The sequence below is a fragment of the Burkholderia sp. AU44665 genome (assembly GCF_030504405.1).
Lineage (GTDB): Bacteria > Pseudomonadota > Gammaproteobacteria > Burkholderiales > Burkholderiaceae > Burkholderia > Burkholderia semiarida.
This window is the reverse complement of sequence record NZ_JAUJRI010000005.1, coordinates 70,150-91,809: the sequence shown is the minus strand read 5'-3', so window position 1 is coordinate 91,809 and position 21,660 is coordinate 70,150. Positions and strand designations below refer to the sequence as shown.

The following is a 21,660-nucleotide window of genomic DNA, read 5'->3' as shown; positions in this document are numbered from 1 at the left end:
GTTATCTCCGGGTTATATGGCTGGGCTGATCGAGGAGTGGGTGGGGTATATCGTTTTTAATATGAACGAAAATCAGCGTCAAGAGATGGATACCCGCAGGTATCCGCCGGCCGGGCCGCGACAAGGGGCCTGAACGGATGGGCGCGCGGCGCCGCGCGGATCCGTATTGCGCGGATCCGGACCGCGGCGCGGCGGGTGGCGACGGGTGCGTCAGTCGTCGATGCGCATGCCGACCTTCAGCGTGACCTGCCAGTGCACGACCTGATCGCCTTCGATGTGGCCGCGGGTTTCGGTCACCTGGAACCAGTGCAGGTTGTGCAGCGTCTTGCCGGCTTTCGAGATCGCGTTGCGAATCGCGTCGTCGCTCGATTGCCGCGACGAACCGGTCAGCTCGATCATCTTGTACACGTGGTCGCTCATGATGCCTCCCTGGGATATCGATCTGTTTTGCCGGTGCAAGGCGCGGTCCCGAGGCGGTCCCGCTTCGGTCCCGCTACGGTCCCGCTACGGTTCCGGTGCGTGCCCGGCTTCTTGAGTGATAGGTATGATGGGCGGCAACTGCAACCCATATCGGAGACGACGAACGTGGAAGTCGGATTTTGCGGACCGGGATTGATGGGCGCGCCGATGATTCGGCATTTGCTGGCGGCCGGGCATCGCGTGAGCGTGTGGAACCGCTCGCGCGAGAAGGCCGAGGCGCTGGTGAAGGACGGCGCGCAGGTGGTCGGCACGCCGCGCGAGCTGGCCGAGCGCGTCGAGACGGCGTTCGTGTGCGTGCTCGACGGCCGGGCAGTCGGCGACGTCGTGTTCGGCGAGCACGGGCTGCTTTCCGGTGACGCGAGCGCGCGTCGCGTGCGGCGCATCGTCGATCATTCGAGCATTCCGCCCGCCGTCACGCGCGACTATGCGGCGCGTGCGGCCGCGCTCGGCGTCGGCTGGGTCGATGCGCCGGTGTCCGGCGGCGTGCCGGGCGCGCAGGCCGGCACGCTCGCGGTGATGGCCGGCGGCCGCGCGGCCGATCTCGACGCGGTGCGCCCGTTGATCGATACGTACGCGTCGCGCATCACGCACATGGGCGACGCGGGGGCGGGCCAGACGGCGAAACTGTGCAACCAGGCGATCGTCACCGCGACGGTCACCGCGATCGCCGAGGCTGTGGGCCTCGCGCAGGCGAGCGGCATTGATGCCGCGCGTCTGGCCGAGGCGCTGGCCGGCGGATGGGCCGATTCGGTGCTGCTGCAGACGTTCGTGCCGCGCATGACGTCGGGCGGCCATCCTGCGATCGGCGCGCTGAGTACGTTTCAAAAGGATGTCGATGCCATCGCGGACGCCGCGCGCGACACGGGCGCGGTGATGCCCGTGTCGGCCACCGTGCAGCAGGTGCTGAGGCTCGGCGCCGCGCAGGGGCTGGCCGGTGCCGATTTCGCCGCGTTCATCGACATCGTGCGGCCGGGCAACGGTCGCCGGCAGGCGTCGTGACGGGCAAGCAGGGCGTGTGAATGGCAGATGGGCCGCCCGGAGGCGGCCCATCGAATGACTGGGGGATCAGCCGAGCGAGCGGGGTGTCGTATCGCCGGCGTTCTGGCGGCCGAGGCCGCCGCGCAGGCTCGCTTTCGTGCCCGCACCAAACTCGGGCAGGATGCGCGCACGCGCGCGGCTGGCGAACACGAGGAAGCCGAAGCCGTTCGCTTCGTACCAGTAACCACCGTTCTCGAGGCCGTCGAGCGGTTGCTCGAGCGCGTTGGCGATCGATTCGATGCAGCGCTTGCGCAGCTCGGCGATGGCCGGATAGGGCGGCTGCGCGCCGCGCACGCTGCACAGGAGCACGTCGAGGCCGGGCAGCACGTGCGCATAGAGGACGGGCTCGTCCTGCGCGCGGGCGCGGGCAATCTTGGTGTCGAGCTGGGCAAACGGCTTCGAGTGGCGCAAGACCGCGAGGAACGACTCCTGGCCATCCTGCGGCGCACGCCGACGTTTTTTCGGGAAGGACATAAACACTCGCCTCAAAAACAATTGCAAGAAATGCGGCACTTTCATGCGACCCACTCCCGGCTATGTACGCCGCATGTCGATCCTTTATAGCACACGAAAATGCTGCATTCGTGCAGTACGACGATCAATGTCTCCCGTCGACCTGCTCGCCATGATCGACACAGCCAGCGTCTTGGCGCCCGTACTGTCGTTTAGTCTCCATCATAGACCTGCTTTTCCCGCGCGTGCATTCGCCCGTCACAAAAAAGTGAGATGGGCCGCATGCGGCGGTGCATCGCATGCGCAATAAAAAGGCCCGCACGGGGCGGGCCTGGCACGCGAAACGCGGCGCGATCAGCGCTGCTTGAGCGAATCGCGGATCTCGCGCAGCAGCACGATGTCTTCCGGCGTCGCGGCCGGCGCGGCTTCTTCCGGCTTGCGCAGCTTGTTGATGAATTTCACCATCAGGAAAATGATGAACGCGAGGATCACGAAATTGATCGCCACGGTGATGAACGAGCCGTAGCCGAATGCGGCGACGCCCGCGGCCTGCAGGTCCTTGAACGAATCGGGATTACCCTTGAACGACGGGGGGATGGTGCCGAGCAGAATGAACTTGTTCGAGAAATCCAGGCCGCCGGTCAGCACGCCGATGACCGGCATGATGAGATCCTTCACGACCGAGTCGACGATCTTCGAGAACGCGCCGCCGATGATCACGCCGACGGCGAGATCCATCACGTTGCCCTTGACGGCGAACTCCTTGAATTCCTTGATGATGCTCATGAGCGGCTTTCTCCTGTTTGGGGCGGGGGAGGCGTGCCGCGACGCGCAGGATTGCCTTGCGTCGAATGAGGGTCGGTGGCACGCCGATGGCCGCATGATAGCGAACGTGCCCCATTGCCGGTAGTCCATCTTGAAATGATTGACAAATCCGCGCGTCGGCAGCGGGCGGCCATGCGGCAGCGCGCGGCGTGCGCGGCCGGGCGTCGAGACGGACGTCGACGCCTGGCCGTCGGTGCTTCAGGTGTTGTCGTCGGTCCAACCGTCGTCGTTGCTGCCGAGGTCCATGCCCCCACCGCCACCATTGCCGTCGCTCCAGCTCGAATCGTCGCCGCGGCCGAGGTCGAAGCCCGGGTCGGCCTCCTGCCGGTGGCGTTCGCCGTCGACGATCACGTCGCGTTCGACCACGCGCTCGCGGCCGCCCGACATCGCTTCGCCGAGCAGCACGCCGGTCAGGAGCCCGCCCATCCCGCCGCCGAAACCGCCGCCTTGCTGAATCACGACGGGCGGCTGCTGTTGCGGATAGGGCTGTTGCGGCGGGTAGGGCTGCTGCTGATACGGCTGGCCCTGGGCGCCCGTCATGCGGTCGGCTTCCTGCGCGTACACGGAGCCGCTGCCGTTCGCCGGCGCCGCGGGCTGCGCCGCCGGGTCGGGACGGCCTTCGACGCGCGCCTTCACGCTGGCGTGGCGCTGTTCGAGTTCATCGACGCGATACGGCGGCACCGGATTCTTGCCGCTCGAGAGCGTCTCGACGAGCGTGCGCGCGTCGTTCTCGATCGCTTCGAGCTCGCCGGTCAGCGCCGCGGCGCCGGGCGCCGTCGACAGCTTCGCATCGAGCTTCAGCGGCCGGATGTCGTTCAGCACGTCGGTCGCGCGCTTGAGCTGCGTGCGGCGTTCGTCGTCGGCGCGGCCGTCGTCGGCCGTGCGCGCGCGTTGCAGCGTCCAGCGCAGCACCAGCGCGATCACGGCGACGATCAGCCCGAGGCCGATCCACATGCCGGTCGACGGGCCGTGTTTTTCGGCCGGCGCGACGGCGGGAGCGAGCCCCGGCTGCAGGGTGCCCGCCTGCGCGGCCGACGGCGCGTTGCCGCTCACGCGCGCGGCATCGGCGCGAATGCGCGACTCCGTCTGCGCGAAGCGCGACGCGTCGGTGAACTTCAGTTGCGGATCGAGCGATTTCGCGCGCTGCAGTTGCGCGAGCGCGTCGGACGCGCGGCCTTCGCGGTCCAGCACCTGCGCATACAGGTAGCGCGCGTGCGCGTTGTTCGGATGGGCGTCGATGACTTGCGACAGTTGCGTGTCGGCTTGCTGCCAGTTGCGCTGCGCGATCGATTGCTCGACCTGCTGCAGCGACGGGACCGCAAACGCGGCGGACGACAGCAACATCAGCGAGAGGCCGAGTGCGGCGAGAGATTTCTTCATGGTCGAACCGGGCGCGACGCGCCCGTCTCCTGACGATCGGTTCGCGCCGCGCGCCCGGGCCGGGGCGCGACGCGGGGGCTCGCGGCGGCGGTTACTGCGCGGGCGTATCGAGCTGCTTCTTCAGCGCGGCGAGACGATCTTCGACCGACGGGCCCTTGTTCAACGCGGCGAGCTTGTCCTCGAGCGCCTTGCCGCTCGACGTGTCGGCGGAATTGAGGCGCGCGTCCGAGCGGGCATTCTGCAGCGCGACCTTGTCCTCGAGCTTCTGGAAATCCTCGGACAGGTTCTTGCCGCCGATGCCGCCCAGCGCGCTGGCGGCCACGTCCTTCGCCTGCGCGATTTCCTGCTTGGCCTGCAGGATGTTCGAGCGCGCGTTGAGGTCGTTGCGGCGCTGGCGCATGTCGGCGATCTGCCCCTTCAGCTTGTCGACCGACGGCTCGAGCGTCGCCAGTTCGGCCGCGAGCGCATCGCGCTCGGCTTCCGCGTTGGACTGTGCGGCGAGCGCCTCGCGGGCGAGCGCTTCGTCGCCGGCCTGCAGCGCACGCTTCGCGCCGTCCTCGTACTTCTTCACCTTGTCGTCGGCCGCATCGCGCTTGCTGCGCTGGGTGGCGACCTGTGCCTCGATTTCGATCAGCGAATTCTCGGCACGGCCGATGCTGTCGTCGAGCTCCCGCACGATCTGCCGTGCGTCGCGCGACGGATCCTGTACCGAATCGGCCGCATCGTTCAGCAGGCCTTTGATCGTGCGCGAAATAGAGTCGAAAAGCGACATGAAATCCTCCGTGGTTGAAAGGCGCCGCGTGACCGCGGCAATGCCCGCTGCGAGCTGGTCCCGCTACGGTCCCGCTTCGGTCCCGCTACGGTTCCGGCCCGCGTGAGCCGGCGGATATTACACCACCGGTTCACTTAAATACGGCTTAAACGCGCGAGTTCAAGCGGCTCGTGCATCAGGACGCCCAACCTTTCGCGGCTGAAAGAAACGCGTGCGCACGCGCCGTGTCGCGTGTCCATCATAGGCCGAGGATGCCGACAATACGTGCCGCAAATCACGCCATTGCGGGAATTTTTACAAAAAATCGCGAAGGCCCCCGGTCGATTTCATTAAAATGCGCTGTCACGTCGCGGGAACGGATCGCCGCGCGGCGGGGTCTGTCGACGTGACAGCCGCATCTCGATGCACCCACTCTGATTCATCCGCTTGCATTTCCGCATGCGTCCGAGGGCGCCACGACCGCCCGCCATTCCGACATGCCAATTATCAAACGACCGCCTTCTTCTTCCGACAGGAACGAACCCCACTACACGCTGCGCCGTTCGCCGTCCGGAGCCTATTACCCCGATGACGACGATCGCGACGACGGCCGCCGTGCGCAGCAGCGCGGTGGCGGAGGCGGAGGGCGCCGCCGCACGTTCGGCTCGCGCGTCGCGCTGTGGTTCGTCGGCCTCATCGCGACGCTTGCGGTGGTCGGCGCGCTGATCGTCGGTTACGCGCTCGTCGTGATGGCGCCGCAACTGCCGTCGCTCGATGCGCTGACGAATTACCAGCCGAAGGTGCCGCTGCGCGTGTTCACGGCCGACCACGTGCTGATCGGCGAGTTCGGCGAGGAGCGCCGCAGCCTCGTGCGCTTCCAGGACATTCCCGACGTGATGAAGAAGGCCGTGCTCGCGATCGAGGACTACCGCTTCTACGAGCACGGCGGCGTCGATTTCCTCGGCATCCTGCGCGCGGGCGTGGCCGACCTGATGCACGGCGGCGCGCGTCAGGGCGCGAGTACGATCACGATGCAGGTCGCGCGCAACTTCTTCCTGTCGAGCGAGAAGACCTACACGCGCAAGATCTACGAAATGCTGCTCGCGTACAAGATCGAGAAGGCCTTGACGAAGGACCAGATCCTCGAGCTGTACATGAACCAGATCTATCTCGGCCAGCGTTCGTACGGCTTCGCGGCCGCCGCGCGCGTGTACTTCGGCAAGGACCTGAAGGACATCACGCTCGCGGAAGCGGCGATGCTCGCGGGGCTGCCGAAGGCGCCGTCCGCGTACAACCCGGTCGTCAATCCGAAGCGCGCGAAGGTGCGTCAGGAATACATCCTGAAGCGCATGCTCGACATCGGCTACATCACGCAGCCGCAGTACGACGCAGCGATCAAGGAAGAGATTCACGTGCGCACGCCGGGCAATCAATACGCGGTGCACGGCGAGTACGTCGCCGAGATGGTGCGGCAGATGATGTACGAGCAATACAAGGACGAAACCTACACGCGCGGGCTGACCGTCACGACGACGATCAATTCGGCTGACCAGGAAGCCGCATACCAGGCCGTGCGTCGCGGGATTCTCGACTACGAGCGCCGCCACGGCTATCGCGGCCCCGAAGCGTCGATCAACCTGCCTGCGGCCGGCGACGAGCGCGACGAGGCGATCGACGACGCGCTCGCCGATCACCCGGACAACGGCGACCTGCAATCGGCGGTCGTGCTGTCGGCGTCGCCGAATGCGGTCGAGGTGCAGTTCGTCGGCGGGGCGACCACGACGATCGGCCCGGCCGGGCTGCGTTTCGTGTCGGCCGCGCTGGGCCCGCGCGCGAACAACGCGCTGCGCATCAAGCCGGGCTCGGTCGTGCGCGTGCTGAAGGACGGCAAGGCGGGCTGGCAGGTCGTGCAGTTGCCGCAGGTCGAAGGCGCGCTCGTCGCGATCGCGCCGCAGGACGGCGCGATCCGCTCGCTCGTCGGCGGCTTCGACTTCAACAAGAGCAAGTTCAACCACGTGACGCAGGCGTGGCGGCAGCCGGGCTCGTCGTTCAAGCCGTTCATCTACTCGGCGTCGCTCGACAAGGGGCTCGGGCCGGCGACGATGATCAACGACGCGCCGCTGTACTTCCCGCCGAGCGTGCCGGGCGGCACCGCGTGGGAGCCGAAGGACGACGACCAGCCGGACGGCCCGATGACGATGCGCACCGGCCTGCAGCGTTCGAAGAACCTCGTGTCGATCCGGATCCTCGCGTCGATCGGCACGCAGTACGCGCAGCAGTACGTGACGCAGCGCTTCGGCTTCGATCCGGCGAAGACGCCGCCGTACCTGCCGATGGCGCTCGGCGCGGGGCTCGTGACGCCGCTGCAGCTCGCGACCGGCTACGCGGTGTTCGCGAACGGCGGCTACAAGGTCGACCCGTACCTGATCGCCGAAGTCGACGACGCGCGCGGCCAGCCGATGCAGAAGTCGCAGCCGGTGGTCGCGGGCAGCACGGCGCCGCGCACGATCGAAGGCCGCAACGCGTACGTGATGAACAGCCTGCTGCATTCGGTCGCGACGGCCGGCACGGGCGCGGGCACCAACGCGCTGGGCCGCAACGACCTGCAGGGCAAGACGGGTACGACGAACGATGCGAAGGATGGCTGGTTCGCCGGCTACCAGCAGTCGCTCGTCGCGGTGGCTTGGATGGGCTTCGACCAGCCGAAGAGCCTGGGCAGCCGCGAATTCGGCGCGCAGCTCGCGCTGCCGATCTGGGTGAACTACATGCGCACCGCGCTGAACGGCGTGCCCGAGCAGCAGATGCCGATGCCGGACGGCCTGACCACGATCGACGGCGAGCTGTACTACGCCGATCGCACGCCGGGCAACGGCTTCGTCGCGAACGTCGACATCAACCCGGCCGAGAACGCGATCAGCGCGAACGACGCCCTCGGTTCCGCCGGCGCGGCAGGGCTGGCGCCGCCGCCCGTCACGCCGCAGGAGAAGCAGCAGATCATGGACATGTTCGAGAGCAAGTAAGCGATACGCCGTTCTCCGCGCATGCGACGGGCGCCTTCGGGCGCCCGTTTTTTTTGCGTGCGGCCGGGCAGCAAAGACGGTGAATCAGAACGACGCGCAGGCCGGCACGACGGTCATGCCGACCGATTGCTGATGAAATCGCTCGACGTACGCTTGCCGGATCGCGGCGAGCCGCGTACGCGTGTCGGGCGTATCGTCGGCGATGATACGGATCACGAAACTGTCTTCGCGCGTGATCGCGCCGCTCGCGCGGTCGCGCCACTGGCCGTGCGTGTCCCAGTACGTGAGGCCGTCGGCGAAGCGTGGCGTGACCGTGTCGGCGAGGAATGCCGCGCGTTCGGCATCGGTGACGGGGCCGCGCCCGGCGATGTCGCGCCCGAACAGCAGGTCGGCCTGCAGCATGCGGCTTTCGCCCGGCCGCGCGCAGGACGCAGATTGCGCGGGGGAGGTGGACGAGGGTGGCGCCGCGCAACCGGCGAGCAGGGCGAGCACCGCAGCGCATGCGGCCAGCCGCCGCATCTGCCCATTTCGTGACGATCGACCTTCGCGCGCGCAAAACGCCGCCCGCTCAACCACTTGCGCGCTTGTCCGGCGGGTTATCAACAGGGCTGTCAACATAATCTGGGGATAACCCCGGGTCGGTTTGCGCACGCACGACGCGTGGTCAGTGCTGCAGTTGCGCGTGCGCGAGGTGCATGCCGAGCGTGGCGGGATCGGTGTTCGTGCCCGACAGCAGCACGCCGACGCGCTTGCCCTGCAGCGTTTCGCGCAGCGGGCCGAGGAGCGCCGCGAGCGCGGCCGCGCAGGCCGGCTCCACCGACAGTTTCAGGTGCGAGAACAGGAACAGCATCGCGGCGCGCAGTGCATCGTCGGAGACGGTGACGATGCGATCGAGATGGCGCCGGCACAGCTGATAGCTGTATTCCTCGGTATGCGGCGCCATCAGCGAATCGGCGATCGACTGCATCGCGCTCATCTTGATCGTGTGATTGGCCGCGAAGCTGCGGCTCATCGCGTCGGCGCCTTCCGGCTCGACGCCGTACACGTGCACGCGCGGATTCGCGAGCCGCAGCGCGGTCGCCATGCCGGCCGCGAGCCCGCCGCCGCCGATCGGCACGATCACCGCGTCGAGGTCCGGCGTCTGCGTCGCCCATTCGTAGCCGAGCGTCGCGGTGCCGAGAATCGTGTGATAGCCGTTGAACGGATGAATGAAGAAGCGGCCTTCCTCGGCCTCGATGCGCCGCACGAGGTCGAATGCCTGCGACGCGCTGCCCGCGAGCACGACTTCCGCGCGGTACTGCTTGCACTGCGCGATGCGCGTCGGGCTCGCGGTATGGAACATCACGACTTTCGCGCTGCTGCCGAGCCGCATCGCCGCGTACGCGACGGCCGCCGCGTGATTGCCGGCCGACACGCAGGTGACGCCCGCGTTCTTGCGGGCTTCGTCGAGCGCGAGCACGTGCGTGAACGCGCCGCGCGCCTTGAAGCTGCCGCTCGCCTGCAGCAGCTCGAACTTGAAGTTGACGTGCGTGCCTTCGAGGGAGGGCAGGTCGGCGCGCTCGAATACGGGCGTGCGCGCGACCCACGGCGACAACGCGAAATGCTGCGCGGCAATCTCGTCGAGCGTCGGAATCGGCTCGCCGTCGATCGTCGTATGGGCCGTGCCCTGTTGTTCAGTCGACATGACGTGGCGGGTGGCGGAGTGGGCCGGCCCGCGCACGCGGGCCGGCGTGGCGGGAGGCAGTCAGTGCGCGTCGACCGACATGCTGCGGATGAACTTGCGCAGGAATTGCTCGCAGCCGGCGAGCTGCGCGAGCTCGACATATTCGTTCGGCTTGTGCGCCTGCTCGATGTTGCCGGGCCCGCACACGACGCTCGGGATGCCCGCGCGGGCGAACAGCCCGGCCTCGGTGCCGTACGCGACCTTGCGCTTGTCCTGGTCGGCCGTCAGCGCGCGCACGAGCTGCGTGATCGCCGCCTGTTCGGTCGCGTCGAGGCCGGGCGCCGCGGCGATCTTCGAGAACTCGATCGCGGCGCCCGGATGCTCGCGCAGCATCTGCGGCAGCAGCGTTTCCTGCGCGTAGGCTTCGATGCGCGCGAAGATCTGTTCGGGATCGAGCGTCGGCAGGTTGCGGAATTCGAAGTCGAAGCGGCACTCGGCCGGCACGGTGTTGATCGCGTTGCCGCCCTGGATCGTGCTCGTCTGCGCGGTCGTGAACGGCACGTCGTACAGTTCGTCGAACGGGCCTTCGGCGCGAAAGCGCTCGGCGATGTCGCGGATGTGGCAGATGAGGCGCGCCGCATACTCGATCGCGTTGAGCCCCTTCGGCGTCAGCGACGAATGCGCGGCGTGGCCGCGCACGCAGCAGCGGTACGCGTTGATGCCCTTGTGCGCGATGATCGGCCGCATGCTGGTCGGCTCGCCGACGATGCAGCCGGACGGCTGCACGCCGCGCTTCACGAGATCCGCGATCATCAGCGGCGCGCCCGCGCAGCCGATTTCCTCGTCGTAGGACAGCGCGAAATGGATCGGCTTCGCGAGCTTCGTCGCCTGCATCTCGGGCAGCAGCGCGAGCGCCGCGCCGATGAAGCCCTTCATGTCGCAGGTGCCGCGGCCGTACAGGCGGCCGTCGCGGATTTCCGGCGCGAACGGGTTGCTGTCCCATTGCTGGCCGTCGACCGGCACGACGTCGGTATGGCCCGACAGCACGATGCCGCCGTTCGTCGAACCGTCGTGCGCGGGCACGGTGGCAAACAGGTTCGCCCAGCCGTCGCGCGGGTCGTGCGTGATCGTCGACGCGATGCCCTTCGCGGCGAGCGCGTCGCGCACCGTCTCGATCAGGCCGAGGTTCGGCACGCGGCTCGTCGTGTCCATCGACACGAGTTGCTTGACCCAGGGCAGGCTGACGAGCAATGCGTCGCCTTCGGTGGCGGCGGACGGCGCCGTCGCGTCGGGAGTGGACATGGCAAAACTCCGTCTGATGAATAGGAAATCATACTCAAAAACGCGCCCGGCCGCCTTCGCCGGGCGCGATGCGGTGCAGCAACGTCGCGCCCGTCAGGATCGCATCGGCGCCGCGTCGGCGCTGCATCAACGGGCCGCGACGGCCGCCCCCTGTTTCGGGGCGAGCGCGCGCAGCGTTTCCTTGATCGTCGACACGCGGATCGCGAGGTCGGGCGAGCGCGTCTCGATGCGCAGCTTGTCCTGGCCCGCGAGCTTGATGTGGCGATGCTTCTGCACCATCTCGATGATCCGCATCGGATCGATCGGCGGGTTCGGCTCGAACTGCAGTCCGATCGCGGCCTCGCTCGCGTCGATCTTCACGATGCCGAGCGGCTTCGCGGCGATCCGCAGCCGGTGCGTCTCGACGAGCGCGTGCGCCTGCGGCGGCAGCTTGCCGAAGCGGTCGATCAGTTCCTCCTGGATGCCGTCGATCGCGTCGCCGTGCTCGCAGTTCGCGAGCCGCTTGTACAGCGACAGTCGCTCCTGCACGTCCGCGCAGTAGTCGGCCGGCAGGATCGCGGGCGCATGCAGGTTGATTTCGGTCGTCGCGGCGAGCGGGGCGGTGAGGTCGGGTTCCTTGCCGTTCTTCAGCGCCTTCACCGCGTCGTTCAGCATGTCCGTATAGAGCTGGAAGCCGATCTCGTGGATTTCGCCCGACTGCTTGTCGCCGAGCACCTCGCCGGTGCCGCGGATCTCGAGGTCGTGCATCGCGAGATAGAAGCCCGAGCCCAGTTCCTCCATCTGCTGAATCGCTTCCAGCCGGCGCTGCGCCTGCTTGGTCAACGACTGCGGATCGTTGACCAGCAGGTACGCGTAGGCCTGGTGGTGCGAGCGGCCGACGCGGCCGCGCAACTGGTGAAGCTGCGCGAGGCCGAACTTGTCCGCGCGGTGCATGATGATCGTGTTCGCGCTCGGCACGTCGATGCCAGTCTCGATGATGGTCGTGCACAGCAGCACGTTCGCGCGCTGCGCGACGAAATCGCGCATCACGCGTTCGAGCTCGCGCTCGTGCATCTGGCCGTGCGCGATCACGATGCGCGCCTCGGGCACGAGCGCCTCGAGCATCGCCTTGCGGTTCTCGATCGTCTCGACCTCGTTGTGCAGGAAGTACACCTGGCCGCCGCGCTTCAGCTCGCGCAGCATCGCCTCGCGGATCACGCTTTCTTCCTCGCGGCGCACGAAGGTCTTGATCGCGAGCCGCTTCTGCGGCGCGGTCGCGATCACCGAGAAATCGCGCAGCCCTTCGAGCGCCATGCCGAGCGTACGCGGGATCGGCGTCGCGGTGAGCGTCAGCACGTCGACTTCCGCGCGCAGCGCCTTCAGCGCTTCCTTCTGGCGCACGCCGAAGCGGTGCTCCTCGTCGATGATCACGAGGCCGAGGCGCTTGAACTGCACGTCCGACGACAGCAGCTTGTGCGTGCCGATCACGATGTCGACGCTGCCTTCGTTGATCTGCGCGATCGCCGCGTTCACTTCCTTCGCGGTCTTGAAGCGCGATAGCTCGACGATGCGCACCGGCCAGTCCGCGAAGCGGTCGGCGAAGGTCTGCGTGTGCTGCTCGGCGAGCAGCGTCGTCGGCGACAGCAGCGCGACCTGCTTGCCGCCCATCACCGCGATGAACGCGGCGCGCAGCGCGACCTCGGTCTTGCCGAAGCCGACGTCGCCGCACACGAGGCGGTCCATCGGCTTGCCGCTCGTCATGTCGCCGATCACGGCCGCGATCGCCGCGGCCTGGTCGGGCGTTTCCTCGAAGCCGAAGCTTTCCGCGAATTTCACGTAGTCGCGCGGGTCGAGCGCGAACGCGTGGCCCTCGCGGGCCGCGCGGCGCGCGTACAGGTTCAGCAGCTCGGCGGCCGTGTCGCGGATCTGCTGCGCGGCCTTGCGCTTGGCGCGCTCCCACTGGCCGGAGCCGAGTGCGTGCAGCGGTGCGCTGTCGGGATCGGCGCCGCTGTAGCGCGAGATCACGTGCAGTTGCGCGACGGGCACGTAGAGCTTGCTGTCGCCCGAGTATTCGAGGTGCAGGAATTCGGTCTCGCCTTCGCCGAGATCCATCGACACGAGGCCCATGTAGCGGCCGATGCCGTGCTGCGCGTGCACGACCGGGTCGCCCACTTTCAGCTCGGACAGGTCGCGCACCATCGCGTCGACGTTGCTCGCCTGTTCCTGCCGGCGGCGGCCCGCGCGGCGGCCGAGCGCGCCGTACAGCTCGGTTTCGGTGACGATCGCGTAACCTTCGCCCGGCACCGCGAAACCGTTCGCGAGCGGCGCGACGCCGAGCGCGAAGCGCGCGTCGCTCGCGAGCCAGCTCGCGAAATCGTCGTTCGAGGATGGCCGCAGGTGATGTTCCGCGAGCAGTTGCAGGATCGTTTCCCGACGGCCGGCCGATTCGACGGTGAGCAGCACGCGCTTGCCCGACGATTCGACGAACGTGCGCAGCGACGCGAGCGGATCCTCCGCATGGCGGTCGACGGTGAGCTCGGGCAGCGCGGTCGCCCAGCCGCCGGCCGGCTGCGCGGGCAGCACGACGCGCGCGAACGGCTTCGCGAACGCGAAGAAATCCTCGTCGGACAGGAACAGCCGCTGCGGCTCGAGAATCGGCCGCTCGCGATCGTGCGCGAGGAACGCGTGACGCTGCTTCGTATCGGCCGTGAAGCGGCGGATCGACGCTTCGAGATCGCCGGTGAACACGAGGTGCGCGTCCTGCGGCAGGTAGTGGAACAGCGTGGCCGTCTCGTCGAAGAACAGCGGCAGGTAATACTCGATGCCGGCCGACGGCACGCCGTTGCCGATGTCCTTGTAGATCGGCGCGCGGCTCGGGTCGCCCTCGAAGGTTTCGCGCCAGCGGCTGCGGAAGGCCGTGCGCGCGGCCTCGTCGAACGGGAACTCGCGGCCGGGCAGCAGGCGCACGTCGCGCACCGGGTACAGGCTGCGCTGCGTGTCGGGGTCGAACGCGCGGATCGAGTCGACCTGGTCGTCGAACAGGTCGATCCGGTACGGCAGCGGCGAACCCATCGGGTACAGGTCGATCAGCGAGCCGCGCACGCAGTATTCGCCGGGCCGCACGACCTGGCTCACGTGCTCGTAGCCGGCCAGCGTGAGCTGCGATTTCAGCTTAGCCTCGTCGAGCCGCTCGCCCTGCGCGAACGCGAACGTGTACGCGGCCATGAACGACGCGGGCGGCATCCGGTACAGCGCGGTGGTCGCGGGCACCAGCAGGATGTCGCAGCGGCCCTCGCCGAGGTCGTGCAGCGTCGCCAGCCGCTCGGACACGAGGTCCTGGTGCGGCGAGAACGTGTCGTACGGCAGCGTTTCCCAGTCGGGCAGCAGGCGCACGCGCGCGTCGGGCGAGAAGTAGTGGATTTCCTGCGACAGCCGCTGCGCGTCGACCGCGTTCGCGCAGATCACCGCGAGGAGCGGCACGTCCTGGCGGTTGTCGGCGAGATAACGGGCGATGGCGAGCGCGTCGGCGGAGCCGTGCGCGCCGTCGAAGGCGAAACGCTGGCCGGGCTTGACGCGGGCAACGGGTGAAGCGGACGGGGTGGAAGCGTTATCTGGCATAGGGACGACAGGGGTGGCGTGCACGGGCGCATCGCGGTGCGCCGGTCGAGACGAAAGACCTATTATAAAATCCGCTTCTCGATTTCACCTTTCCGGCGTTTCCCTTCGTGACTCCCCGACTTTTCGCCCTGATTCCCTGTGCCGGCACGGGCAGCCGTTCCGGTTCGGCCGTGCCGAAGCAATACCGCACGCTGGCCGGCCGCGCGCTGCTGCACTACACGCTCGCCGCGTTCGACGCGTGCAGCGAGTTCGCGCAGACGCTCGTCGTGCTCGCGCCCGACGATACCCATTTCGACGCGCGCCGCTTCGCGGGCCTGCGCTTCGCGGTGCGTCGCTGCGGCGGCGGCTCGCGGCAGGCGTCGGTGCTCAACGGGCTGCTGGAGCTGGCGGAATTCGGCGCGACCGACCACGACTGGGTGCTCGTGCACGACGCCGCGCGCCCGGGCATCACGCCGGCGCTGATCCGCACGCTCGTCGCGACGCTGAAGGATGACCCGGTCGGCGGGATCGTCGCGCTGCCGGTGGCCGATACGCTCAAGCGCGTGCCGGCCGGCGGCGACGCGATCGCGCGCACGGAGCCGCGCGACGCGCTGTGGCAGGCGCAGACGCCGCAGATGTTCCGTATCGGCATGCTGCGCGAAGCGATCCTGCGCGCGCAGCGCGAAGGGCACGACCTGACCGACGAAGCGAGCGCGATCGAATGGGCCGGCCATACGCCGCGCGTCGTGCAGGGCAGCCTGCGCAACTTCAAGGTCACGTACCCGGAAGATTTCGCGCTCGCGGAGGCGATCCTCGCGCGCCCCGAAAACGCTTCCTGACTTTCACTCCTCTCAATCGGAACACGCATGGATTTCAGAATCGGACAAGGCTACGACGTGCACCAGCTCGTCGAAGGACGCCCCCTCATCATCGGCGGCGTGACGATTCCGTACGAGCGCGGCCTGCTCGGCCACTCGGACGCGGACGTGCTGCTGCACGCGATCACCGACGCGCTGTTCGGCGCGGCGGCGCTCGGCGACATCGGCCGCCATTTCTCCGACACCGACGCGGCGTTCAAGGGCGCCGACAGCCGCGTGCTGCTGCGCGCGTGCGCCGAGCGCGTGAAGGCGGCCGGCTTCGCGATCCAGAACGTCGACAGCACCGTGATCGCGCAGGCGCCGAAGCTCGCGCCGCATATCGACGGGATGCGCGCGAACATCGCCGCGGATCTCGGGCTGCCGCTCGAGCGCGTGAACGTGAAGGCGAAGACCAACGAGAAGCTCGGCTATCTCGGCCGCGGCGAGGGGATCGAGGCGCAGGCCGCCGCGCTGCTGGTGAAGCAGGGCGGCTGACGTCCGGCCGTGGCGGCGTGCGGTTCGCGCCGCACGCCGCGCCGCCGAAATGAAAAATGCCACGCGCATGCGTGGCATTTTCGTTGGAAGCGGGCGCCGCGTATGGCGAGCGCCGCGCAACCGCTCATTCGCTCATTCGCCTTCGGCGGCGATCACCTGCGCGGCGGCGTTGATCACCGACGCGATGCGGCCGACGTCGCGCAGTTGCGTGACGGTCATCCCTTGCTCGTTCTTCAGCAGCGCATAGTGCGACTTCACGCAGAAGTGGCACTTGCCGACGATCGACGCGGCAAGCGCGTACATCTCGAACTTGCGCTTGTCGACGCCGCCGTGCGTCGCATACGCACCCATCCGCAATTCGGCGCGCTGCGTCTTCAGGTCGGCGTCGTCGGCCATCTCGACATACGGATACCACGTGTTGTTCATCCCCATCAGCGCGGCCGCCGTCAGCACGGCGTTCGTCTCTTCGGGCGACAGCACGCCGGCTTCGCGGATCGTCTTCACGAGCACCGTGCTCTTCGCCGCGATGGCCGCCACCAGCGCCACGCCGACCGCGTCGGTGCCTTCGAGGGACGAGCGCGAGATCGTGCCGTCGAGGTTCAGGCGAATGTCCTTCGCGTAGTCGGGGATACGCGCCTTAATCGAGTCGATGAATTCCATTGATATCTCCTATGGGTTGGCCGTTAAAAAAGCCCGCAGGCAGGACGTGCGCCGCGGGCTTCGTGCATCGATGCGCTTACAGCGTTGCGCCGCCGACTGCACGGTTGCACGGGCACAGTTCGTCCGTTTGCAGGCCGTCCAGAATACGCAGGACTTCTTCCGGGCTGCGGCCGACGTTCAGGTTGTTCACCGAAACGTGCTGGATCGTGTTGTCCGGATCGACGATGAACGTCGCGCGCAGGGCCACGCCGGCTTCCTTGTCGCGCACGCCGAGCTGGTCGATCAGTTCGCCCTTGACGTCGCCGAACGAGTAGTGGTTCAGCTTGTCGAGATCCTTGTGCTCACGGCGCCATGCGAGCTTGACGAATTCGTTGTCCGAGCTGCCGCCGAGCAGGACGGCGTCGCGCTCTTCGAACTGCTTCGTGAGCTTCGCGAATTCGACGATTTCCGTCGGGCACACGAACGTGAAATCCTTCGGATAGAAGTAGATGATCTTCCACTTGCCCGGGAACGACGCTTCGGTGATCGTCTCGAACGCCGACTGGCCGTTTTCCTCATGATTGTTGAAGCCCGGCTTCGCGGCTACGACGGTGAATGCTTCGAGTTTATCGCCCACGGTTTTCATGCGGATACTCCTGTGTGAGTTGGGAAGAAGACTGAGTCAAGCTACCTCGGTGCTGCAACGATGATGTGACAGCATGCTGAGGACTATAACACTATTAATAAGGCACTTCAATAGATTTTGACTAACTACCCTCATAGCTTTTATCAACCGGGCCGATAGTGTGACGCGCAAGATGCGTGCGCGAGCGTGTCACGCGGTCGCACGCGCCTTGCCGGCGCCCGGGAACTCGAGCGTGACTTCCAGGCCCGCTTCGGGGTGGCGGTTGCGCAGGCGCAGCGCGCCGCGATAACGGCTGACGAGCCGCAGCACGATCGCCATCCCGAGGCCCGTGCCGTCCGCCTTGGTGCGCGCGGTGTCGACGCGGTAGAACGGCCGCATCACGAGCGGCAGTTGATCCTCGGGGATGCCGGGGCCTTCGTCGCTCACCGCCAGTTCGACACGCGCATGCGACACGCGCGTCTCGAGCGTGATGCGCGAGATGCCGTCCTGCTTGCTCTGGCCGTACTTGCGCGCGTTCTCGACGAGGTTGCCGATCACGCGACGCATGTCGGTCTCGTCGGCTTCGATGATCGCGCTCGGCGCGAGCCGCGTGCGGATCTCGACGCCGTCCTCGCCCGACACGCGCGCGGCGACTTCGTGCGCGATCGACGACAGGTCGACCGGTTCCGGCTTGCGCTGCGACGGGCGTGCGTAGTCGATGAAGGCCGCGATGATGCGGTCCATCTGCTCGATGTCGTCGACCATCGCATCCTTCGTCGCCTGATCGGACGGGCTCATCTCGGTTTCGAGCCGCAGCCGCGCGAGCGGCGTGCGCAGGTCGTGCGAGATGCCCGCGAGCATCAGCGCGCGATCGGCCTCGAGCTGTTCGAGGTCGCGCACCATCTGGTTGAAGCTCCGGTTGGTTTCGGCCGCGACGCCCATCCCGCGCTCGGGCAGCGGCTCGGGCGCCTGGCCCGAACCGACCTGGCGCGCGGCGAGCGCGAGCCGCGAGAACGGCCGGTTCACGAGGCTCGTGATGAACGCGGAGCCGAACAGCGACAGCGCGAGCGCGAACAGCCCCCAGCCGGCCCACTGCAGGCCCGTGACGTTGTCGAGCTGGTCGCGGTCGAGCGCGACCCAGTAATCGTCGTCGTCGATCTTGAAGCTGATCCATACGCCGGGAATGTCGTTGACCGACTGCGCGATCACGGTATCGTCGCCGAGGCGGCTGCGGATGTCGTGCTCGATCAGGCGGTTCAGCGATTCGTCGGGCTGCAGCTTGAACTTGTCGGTTTTCTCGCGCGGGTACACGCGCACGCCCTCGTTGCTCTCGAGATCCTGCAGCAGCGCGCGCCGCAAGTCGGGATCGGAATAGAGCAGGGCGGTGCGCGTGAGCTTCACGACCGCGACGAGCTGGAGCGCGACGCGCTGCGCACGCGGCTCGCGCTCGATCACGCGAAAACTCTGGAACCACGCGGCGAGACTGACCGAGATCAGCAGCGCGATCAGCAGGAAGGTGCGCCAGAACAGCCCGCCGAACGCGAGCTGCAGAAGGCGCCGGTCGATACGCATGGGACGGGCCGTGGGCGGGGCGAAACCGGGAAGAAAAAACTCAGGCGGCGCCGTCCGGGATGAACACGTAGCCGAGGCCCCAGACGGTCTGGATGAAGCGCGGGCTGCCCGGATCCGGTTCGATCAGCTTGCGCAGGCGCGAGATCTGCACGTCGAGGCTGCGGTCGAACACTTCGTATTCGCGGCCGCGCGCGAGCTCCATCAGCTTTTCGCGCGACAGCGGCTGGCGCGGATGACGCGCGAAGACTTTCAGCACCGAGAATTCGCCGGTGGTCAGCGGAATTTCCTGGCCGGACTTCGTCAGCGTGCGCGTGGCGAGGTTCAGCGAGAATTCGCCGAACTCGAACACCTCGGTGGTTTCCGACGGCGCGCCCGGCAGTTCGGCCGGCGCCTGGCGGCGCAGCACCGCGTGAATGCGCGCGACCAGCTCGCGCGGGTTGAACGGCTTCGGCAGGTAATCGTCGGCGCCCATCTCGAGGCCGACGATGCGATCGACGTCTTCGCCCTTCGCTGTGAGCATGATGATCGGCGTGCGGTCGTTGCTGCCGCGCAGGCGGCGGCAGATCGACAGGCCGTCTTCGCCGGGCAGCATCAGGTCGAGCACGAGCAGGTCGAAACGCTCGCGTACCCAGAGCTTGTTCATCGCGGTCGCGTTTTCCGCGACGTAGACGTTGAAACCCTGCTCGCCGAGGTAGCGGCGCAGCAGATCGCGCAGGCGAGGGTCGTCGTCGACGACGAGAATCTTGGAGGGGTTTTTCGTTTCCATGATCGGCATCTTATCGCGAATGGGAATTGACGCACGGCCGCGTATTTTCGTGCGTTACAGTCGGTTACAAAATTTACCCGTAGTGTCGCGCCGAGTAAAGGCAGGCTATATAGATTCCTTTACTCGAAGCCGAAATTCGGTAGATACTCCCCTGCACTCCATCTTTCATCTTTGCACACCCGAATTCCGCAGGGTTTTTCAAGTACCAGAGGTAGCCGGTTGCCGCGTGACGAAGGGAACAAATCGACCAAAGAAGCGAGGACGGTCATGCGATCTGCCCGGATTGCACTGATGCTGACGATCGCGCTTGCCGGTCCGTATGCGTCGAACTTCGCGTATGCGCAGCGCCCCGAGCAGGGCGCACCGTCGCGCAAGCTGCCGCGCGGCAAAGCGTCGCAACCCGATCGCGCCGCCGACATGACGGCCCGTTCCGCCGTGCCTCCCGATCTCGAACAGCGCCGCCGCGACGGGCACATGACGCCCGAAGAGCGGCACCTGTTGCGCCAACACATCGAAGACGCCGTTCGCGAGCTGTACAAGCGCTGATGCGTGCCGTCGTTTTTCCTGCGCGGAAATGCCCGCGCGGAAAGAATTCGTAGCACTTTTTCCGTCAACTTTCGGCCGCCGAATGCCGTTGTACGGGCATCCGCACCGCCGGTGCGTTCCGGGAGTCCATGACGATGAAAGCGAACGCTGCCGCACCGGCGCCGTCGCCTGCCATGCAGTCGCCGCTCGATGCCGACGACGCGCTGTTTTTCCTCAGCCGCACCGGTTTCTCTCCCGCACCCGCCGAGGTCGCGCGCATCGTCGGCATGACGCGTGCGCAGGTCGTGGCCGACACGCTCGGCAATGCGCGACGCGAGCCCGTCACGACGTGGCCCGACTGGCTCGCCGAGCCGCCGCCGACGCGCGCGCAGCGCCAGGCGCTCACGCCCGACATGCGGCGCGACGAGCAGCGCGAGCGCAATCGCCGCTACGATGCGTTGCGGGCGACCTGGATCAACGAGATGGTCGCGACGCCGTCGCCGCTCACCGAGCGCATGACGCTGTTCTGGCACGGGCACTTCACGTCGGGGCAGGACAAGGTGCCTTACCCGCAGACGATGGCCGCGCAGAACGCGCTGTTTCGCCGCGAGGCGCTCGGCAATTTCGGCACGCTGCTGCACGCGGTCGCGAAGGATCCGGCGATGCTGCAGTATCTCGACGGCGCGAGCAATCGCAAGGGGCGGCCGAACGAGAATTTCGCGCGCGAGGTGATGGAGCTGTTCACGCTCGGCGAAGGGCACTACACGCAACACGACGTGACCGAAGCCGCGCGCGCGATGACGGGCTGGACGGTCGATCCCGACACGCTGCGCTTCGCGGTGCGGCCCGACTGGCACGATGCCGGCGACAAGACGATCCTCGGCGAAACCGGGCCGTTCGACGGCGACGGCTTTCTCGACATCCTGCTGAAGCGGCCGGACACCGCGCGCTTCATCGCCGGCAAGCTGTGGCGCGAGTTCGTGTCCGATACGCCGGAGCCGGGTGCGCTCGATGCGGTGGCCGACCGGTTTCGCGCGAGCGGCTACGACATTCGCGCGGCGCTCGCCGCGCTGTGGTCGACCGACGCGTTCTGGGATCCGCGCAACCGCGGCGTGCTCGTCAAGTCGCCGGTGGAATTCGTCGTCGGCTCGGTGCGGCTGTTCGACGTCGCGTACGGCGATCCGCAGATGCTCGCGAACACCGTGCGCACGCTCGGGCAGAACCTGTTCTATCCGCCGAACGTGAAGGGCTGGCCGGGCGGCGCGCTGTGGATCAACAGCACCACGCTGCTGTCGCGCAAGCAGTTCGTCGAGCAACTGTTCCGCGCGACCGAGACGGCCGGCATGCGGCCGCCGGCCCGTGCGGTTCCGGCGCCGCCGAACGCGCGGGCACAGGCGATGCCGGTGGCCGACGCGGCGTCGGCCGGTATGCGCGGCACGCCCGCGAAGCCGGCGCGCAGCGGCCTGCGGTTCGATCTCGAGCGCTGGCTGGCCCAGTATCGTGCGCGGCCGCAGGCGATCGCGGGATTGTCGACCGAGCTGCAGTTGCAGCATGCGGTGCTGCAACTCTCGCCGGTCGCCGCGATCGACACGGATTCGACCGGCGGCGCGTATCTCGAGGCGCTGCTGATGGATCCGGCCTATCAACTGAAATGATGCGAACGATGACGAAGCGGGCAGCCGCCGCGGCCAAG

Annotated in this window: 19 protein-coding genes; 6 read left to right on the top strand and 13 right to left on the bottom strand. The window is 67.4% G+C overall.

Annotated features, from left to right (window positions below; translation table 11 throughout):
* Positions 1-210 precede the first annotated feature (210 nt).
* Positions 211-420 carry a dodecin gene (locus QZM15_RS13215; protein ID WP_006493215.1) on the bottom strand — a complete coding sequence of 70 codons (210 nt, stop codon included), beginning with the start codon at positions 418-420 and terminating at the stop codon, positions 211-213.
* A gap of 165 nt (positions 421-585) precedes the next feature.
* Here QZM15_RS13215 and QZM15_RS13210 point away from each other — a divergent pair, with 165 nt between their 5' ends.
* Positions 586-1,479, top strand: a complete 894-nt coding sequence (locus QZM15_RS13210) for an NAD(P)-dependent oxidoreductase (RefSeq protein WP_059645485.1) — start codon at positions 586-588, stop codon at positions 1,477-1,479.
* Between the two features lie 66 nt (positions 1,480-1,545).
* Here the strand turns inward: QZM15_RS13210 and QZM15_RS13205 are convergent, their stop codons facing one another.
* From QZM15_RS13205 to QZM15_RS13190, 4 genes are all read right to left on the bottom strand, one after another.
* On the bottom strand, positions 1,546-1,992 hold the full coding sequence (locus QZM15_RS13205) for a hypothetical protein (protein WP_006488003.1): 447 nt from the start codon (positions 1,990-1,992) through the stop codon (positions 1,546-1,548).
* Positions 1,993-2,325: 333 nt separating this feature from the next.
* Positions 2,326-2,757: a large conductance mechanosensitive channel protein MscL gene (gene mscL, locus QZM15_RS13200; RefSeq protein WP_059585158.1), complete on the bottom strand. Its 432-nt coding sequence runs from the start codon at positions 2,755-2,757 to the stop codon at positions 2,326-2,328.
* A 237-nt stretch (positions 2,758-2,994) separates the two neighbouring features.
* Entirely contained in the window at positions 2,995-4,176 is a 1,182-nt protein-coding gene (locus tag QZM15_RS13195) for a tetratricopeptide repeat protein (protein ID WP_302106534.1), read from the bottom strand.
* 91 nt (positions 4,177-4,267) lie between these two features.
* Positions 4,268-4,948: a PspA/IM30 family protein gene (locus QZM15_RS13190; RefSeq protein WP_059585160.1), complete on the bottom strand. Its 681-nt coding sequence runs from the start codon at positions 4,946-4,948 to the stop codon at positions 4,268-4,270.
* Between the two features lie 476 nt (positions 4,949-5,424).
* Here QZM15_RS13190 and QZM15_RS13185 point away from each other — a divergent pair, with 476 nt between their 5' ends.
* A complete protein-coding gene (locus tag QZM15_RS13185; RefSeq protein ID WP_226225140.1) occupies positions 5,425-7,947 on the top strand; it encodes a penicillin-binding protein 1A in 2,523 nt (840 codons plus the stop codon).
* Positions 7,948-8,031: 84 nt separating this feature from the next.
* Here the strand turns inward: QZM15_RS13185 and QZM15_RS13180 are convergent, their stop codons facing one another.
* The 4 genes from QZM15_RS13180 to mfd all read right to left on the bottom strand — a co-directional run bounded on the left by QZM15_RS13180 (position 8,032) and on the right by mfd (position 14,509).
* Complete coding sequence (locus QZM15_RS13180; protein WP_059585162.1) at positions 8,032-8,466, bottom strand: DUF3574 domain-containing protein; 435 nt, start codon at positions 8,464-8,466, stop codon at positions 8,032-8,034.
* 145 nt (positions 8,467-8,611) lie between these two features.
* Positions 8,612-9,631, bottom strand: a complete 1,020-nt coding sequence (locus QZM15_RS13175) for a threonine/serine dehydratase (RefSeq protein WP_124658588.1) — start codon at positions 9,629-9,631, stop codon at positions 8,612-8,614.
* Positions 9,632-9,691: 60 nt separating this feature from the next.
* Positions 9,692-10,912, bottom strand: coding sequence for an acetylornithine deacetylase (gene argE / locus QZM15_RS13170; RefSeq protein ID WP_302106533.1), 1,221 nt, complete (start codon positions 10,910-10,912; stop codon positions 9,692-9,694).
* A gap of 126 nt (positions 10,913-11,038) precedes the next feature.
* Positions 11,039-14,509, bottom strand: coding sequence for a transcription-repair coupling factor (mfd, locus tag QZM15_RS13165; protein ID WP_059585165.1), 3,471 nt, complete (start codon positions 14,507-14,509; stop codon positions 11,039-11,041).
* Positions 14,510-14,616: 107 nt separating this feature from the next.
* On the opposite strand from mfd, the gene ispD reads away from it, so the two are divergent.
* Both ispD and ispF read left to right on the top strand, forming a co-directional pair.
* A complete protein-coding gene (gene ispD, locus QZM15_RS13160; protein ID WP_059585166.1) occupies positions 14,617-15,327 on the top strand; it encodes a 2-C-methyl-D-erythritol 4-phosphate cytidylyltransferase in 711 nt (236 codons plus the stop codon).
* Between the two features lie 27 nt (positions 15,328-15,354).
* Entirely contained in the window at positions 15,355-15,840 is a 486-nt protein-coding gene (gene ispF, locus QZM15_RS13155) for a 2-C-methyl-D-erythritol 2,4-cyclodiphosphate synthase (protein WP_059585167.1), read from the top strand.
* A 132-nt stretch (positions 15,841-15,972) separates the two neighbouring features.
* Here the strand turns inward: ispF and QZM15_RS13150 are convergent, their stop codons facing one another.
* From QZM15_RS13150 to ompR, 4 genes are all read right to left on the bottom strand, one after another.
* Positions 15,973-16,500 (bottom strand): carboxymuconolactone decarboxylase family protein, encoded by a 528-nt coding sequence (locus QZM15_RS13150; protein ID WP_302106532.1) that lies wholly within the window; start codon positions 16,498-16,500, stop codon positions 15,973-15,975.
* A 76-nt stretch (positions 16,501-16,576) separates the two neighbouring features.
* Positions 16,577-17,125 carry a peroxiredoxin gene (locus tag QZM15_RS13145; protein ID WP_034207560.1) on the bottom strand — a complete coding sequence of 183 codons (549 nt, stop codon included), beginning with the start codon at positions 17,123-17,125 and terminating at the stop codon, positions 16,577-16,579.
* 189 nt (positions 17,126-17,314) lie between these two features.
* Complete coding sequence (locus tag QZM15_RS13140; RefSeq protein WP_059585168.1) at positions 17,315-18,676, bottom strand: ATP-binding protein; 1,362 nt, start codon at positions 18,674-18,676, stop codon at positions 17,315-17,317.
* Positions 18,677-18,716: 40 nt separating this feature from the next.
* Entirely contained in the window at positions 18,717-19,442 is a 726-nt protein-coding gene (gene ompR / locus QZM15_RS13135; RefSeq protein ID WP_004199523.1) for a two-component system response regulator OmpR, read from the bottom strand.
* A 267-nt stretch (positions 19,443-19,709) separates the two neighbouring features.
* On the opposite strand from ompR, the gene QZM15_RS13130 reads away from it, so the two are divergent.
* Positions 19,710-19,988, top strand: a complete 279-nt coding sequence (locus QZM15_RS13130; protein ID WP_059585169.1) for a hypothetical protein — start codon at positions 19,710-19,712, stop codon at positions 19,986-19,988.
* 134 nt (positions 19,989-20,122) lie between these two features.
* Positions 20,123-21,622: a DUF1800 family protein gene (locus QZM15_RS13125; protein WP_302106531.1), complete on the top strand. Its 1,500-nt coding sequence runs from the start codon at positions 20,123-20,125 to the stop codon at positions 21,620-21,622.
* Positions 21,623-21,660 lie beyond the last annotated feature (38 nt).

What these genes read in the sequence shown, in the direction of transcription:
- QZM15_RS13215 (WP_006493215.1), bottom strand. Translation starts at nt 420, where the DNA reads ATGAGCGACCACGTGTACAAGATGATCGAGCTGACCGGTTCGTCGCGG.
- QZM15_RS13205 (WP_006488003.1), bottom strand. Translation starts at nt 1,992, where the DNA reads ATGTCCTTCCCGAAAAAACGTCGGCGTGCGCCGCAGGATGGCCAGGAG.
- mscL (WP_059585158.1), bottom strand. Translation starts at nt 2,757, where the DNA reads ATGAGCATCATCAAGGAATTCAAGGAGTTCGCCGTCAAGGGCAACGTG.
- QZM15_RS13195 (WP_302106534.1), bottom strand. Translation starts at nt 4,176, where the DNA reads ATGAAGAAATCTCTCGCCGCACTCGGCCTCTCGCTGATGTTGCTGTCG.
- QZM15_RS13190 (WP_059585160.1), bottom strand. Translation starts at nt 4,948, where the DNA reads ATGTCGCTTTTCGACTCTATTTCGCGCACGATCAAAGGCCTGCTGAAC.
- QZM15_RS13185 (WP_226225140.1), top strand. Translation starts at nt 5,425, where the DNA reads ATGCCAATTATCAAACGACCGCCTTCTTCTTCCGACAGGAACGAACCC.
- QZM15_RS13180 (WP_059585162.1), bottom strand. Translation starts at nt 8,466, where the DNA reads ATGCGGCGGCTGGCCGCATGCGCTGCGGTGCTCGCCCTGCTCGCCGGT.
- QZM15_RS13175 (WP_124658588.1), bottom strand. Translation starts at nt 9,631, where the DNA reads ATGTCGACTGAACAACAGGGCACGGCCCATACGACGATCGACGGCGAG.
- argE (WP_302106533.1), bottom strand. Translation starts at nt 10,912, where the DNA reads ATGTCCACTCCCGACGCGACGGCGCCGTCCGCCGCCACCGAAGGCGAC.
- mfd (WP_059585165.1), bottom strand. Translation starts at nt 14,509, where the DNA reads ATGCCAGATAACGCTTCCACCCCGTCCGCTTCACCCGTTGCCCGCGTC.
- ispF (WP_059585167.1), top strand. Translation starts at nt 15,355, where the DNA reads ATGGATTTCAGAATCGGACAAGGCTACGACGTGCACCAGCTCGTCGAA.
- QZM15_RS13150 (WP_302106532.1), bottom strand. Translation starts at nt 16,500, where the DNA reads ATGGAATTCATCGACTCGATTAAGGCGCGTATCCCCGACTACGCGAAG.
- QZM15_RS13145 (WP_034207560.1), bottom strand. Translation starts at nt 17,125, where the DNA reads ATGAAAACCGTGGGCGATAAACTCGAAGCATTCACCGTCGTAGCCGCG.
- QZM15_RS13140 (WP_059585168.1), bottom strand. Translation starts at nt 18,676, where the DNA reads ATGCGTATCGACCGGCGCCTTCTGCAGCTCGCGTTCGGCGGGCTGTTC.
- ompR (WP_004199523.1), bottom strand. Translation starts at nt 19,442, where the DNA reads ATGGAAACGAAAAACCCCTCCAAGATTCTCGTCGTCGACGACGACCCT.
- QZM15_RS13130 (WP_059585169.1), top strand. Translation starts at nt 19,710, where the DNA reads ATGCGATCTGCCCGGATTGCACTGATGCTGACGATCGCGCTTGCCGGT.
- QZM15_RS13125 (WP_302106531.1), top strand. Translation starts at nt 20,123, where the DNA reads ATGAAAGCGAACGCTGCCGCACCGGCGCCGTCGCCTGCCATGCAGTCG.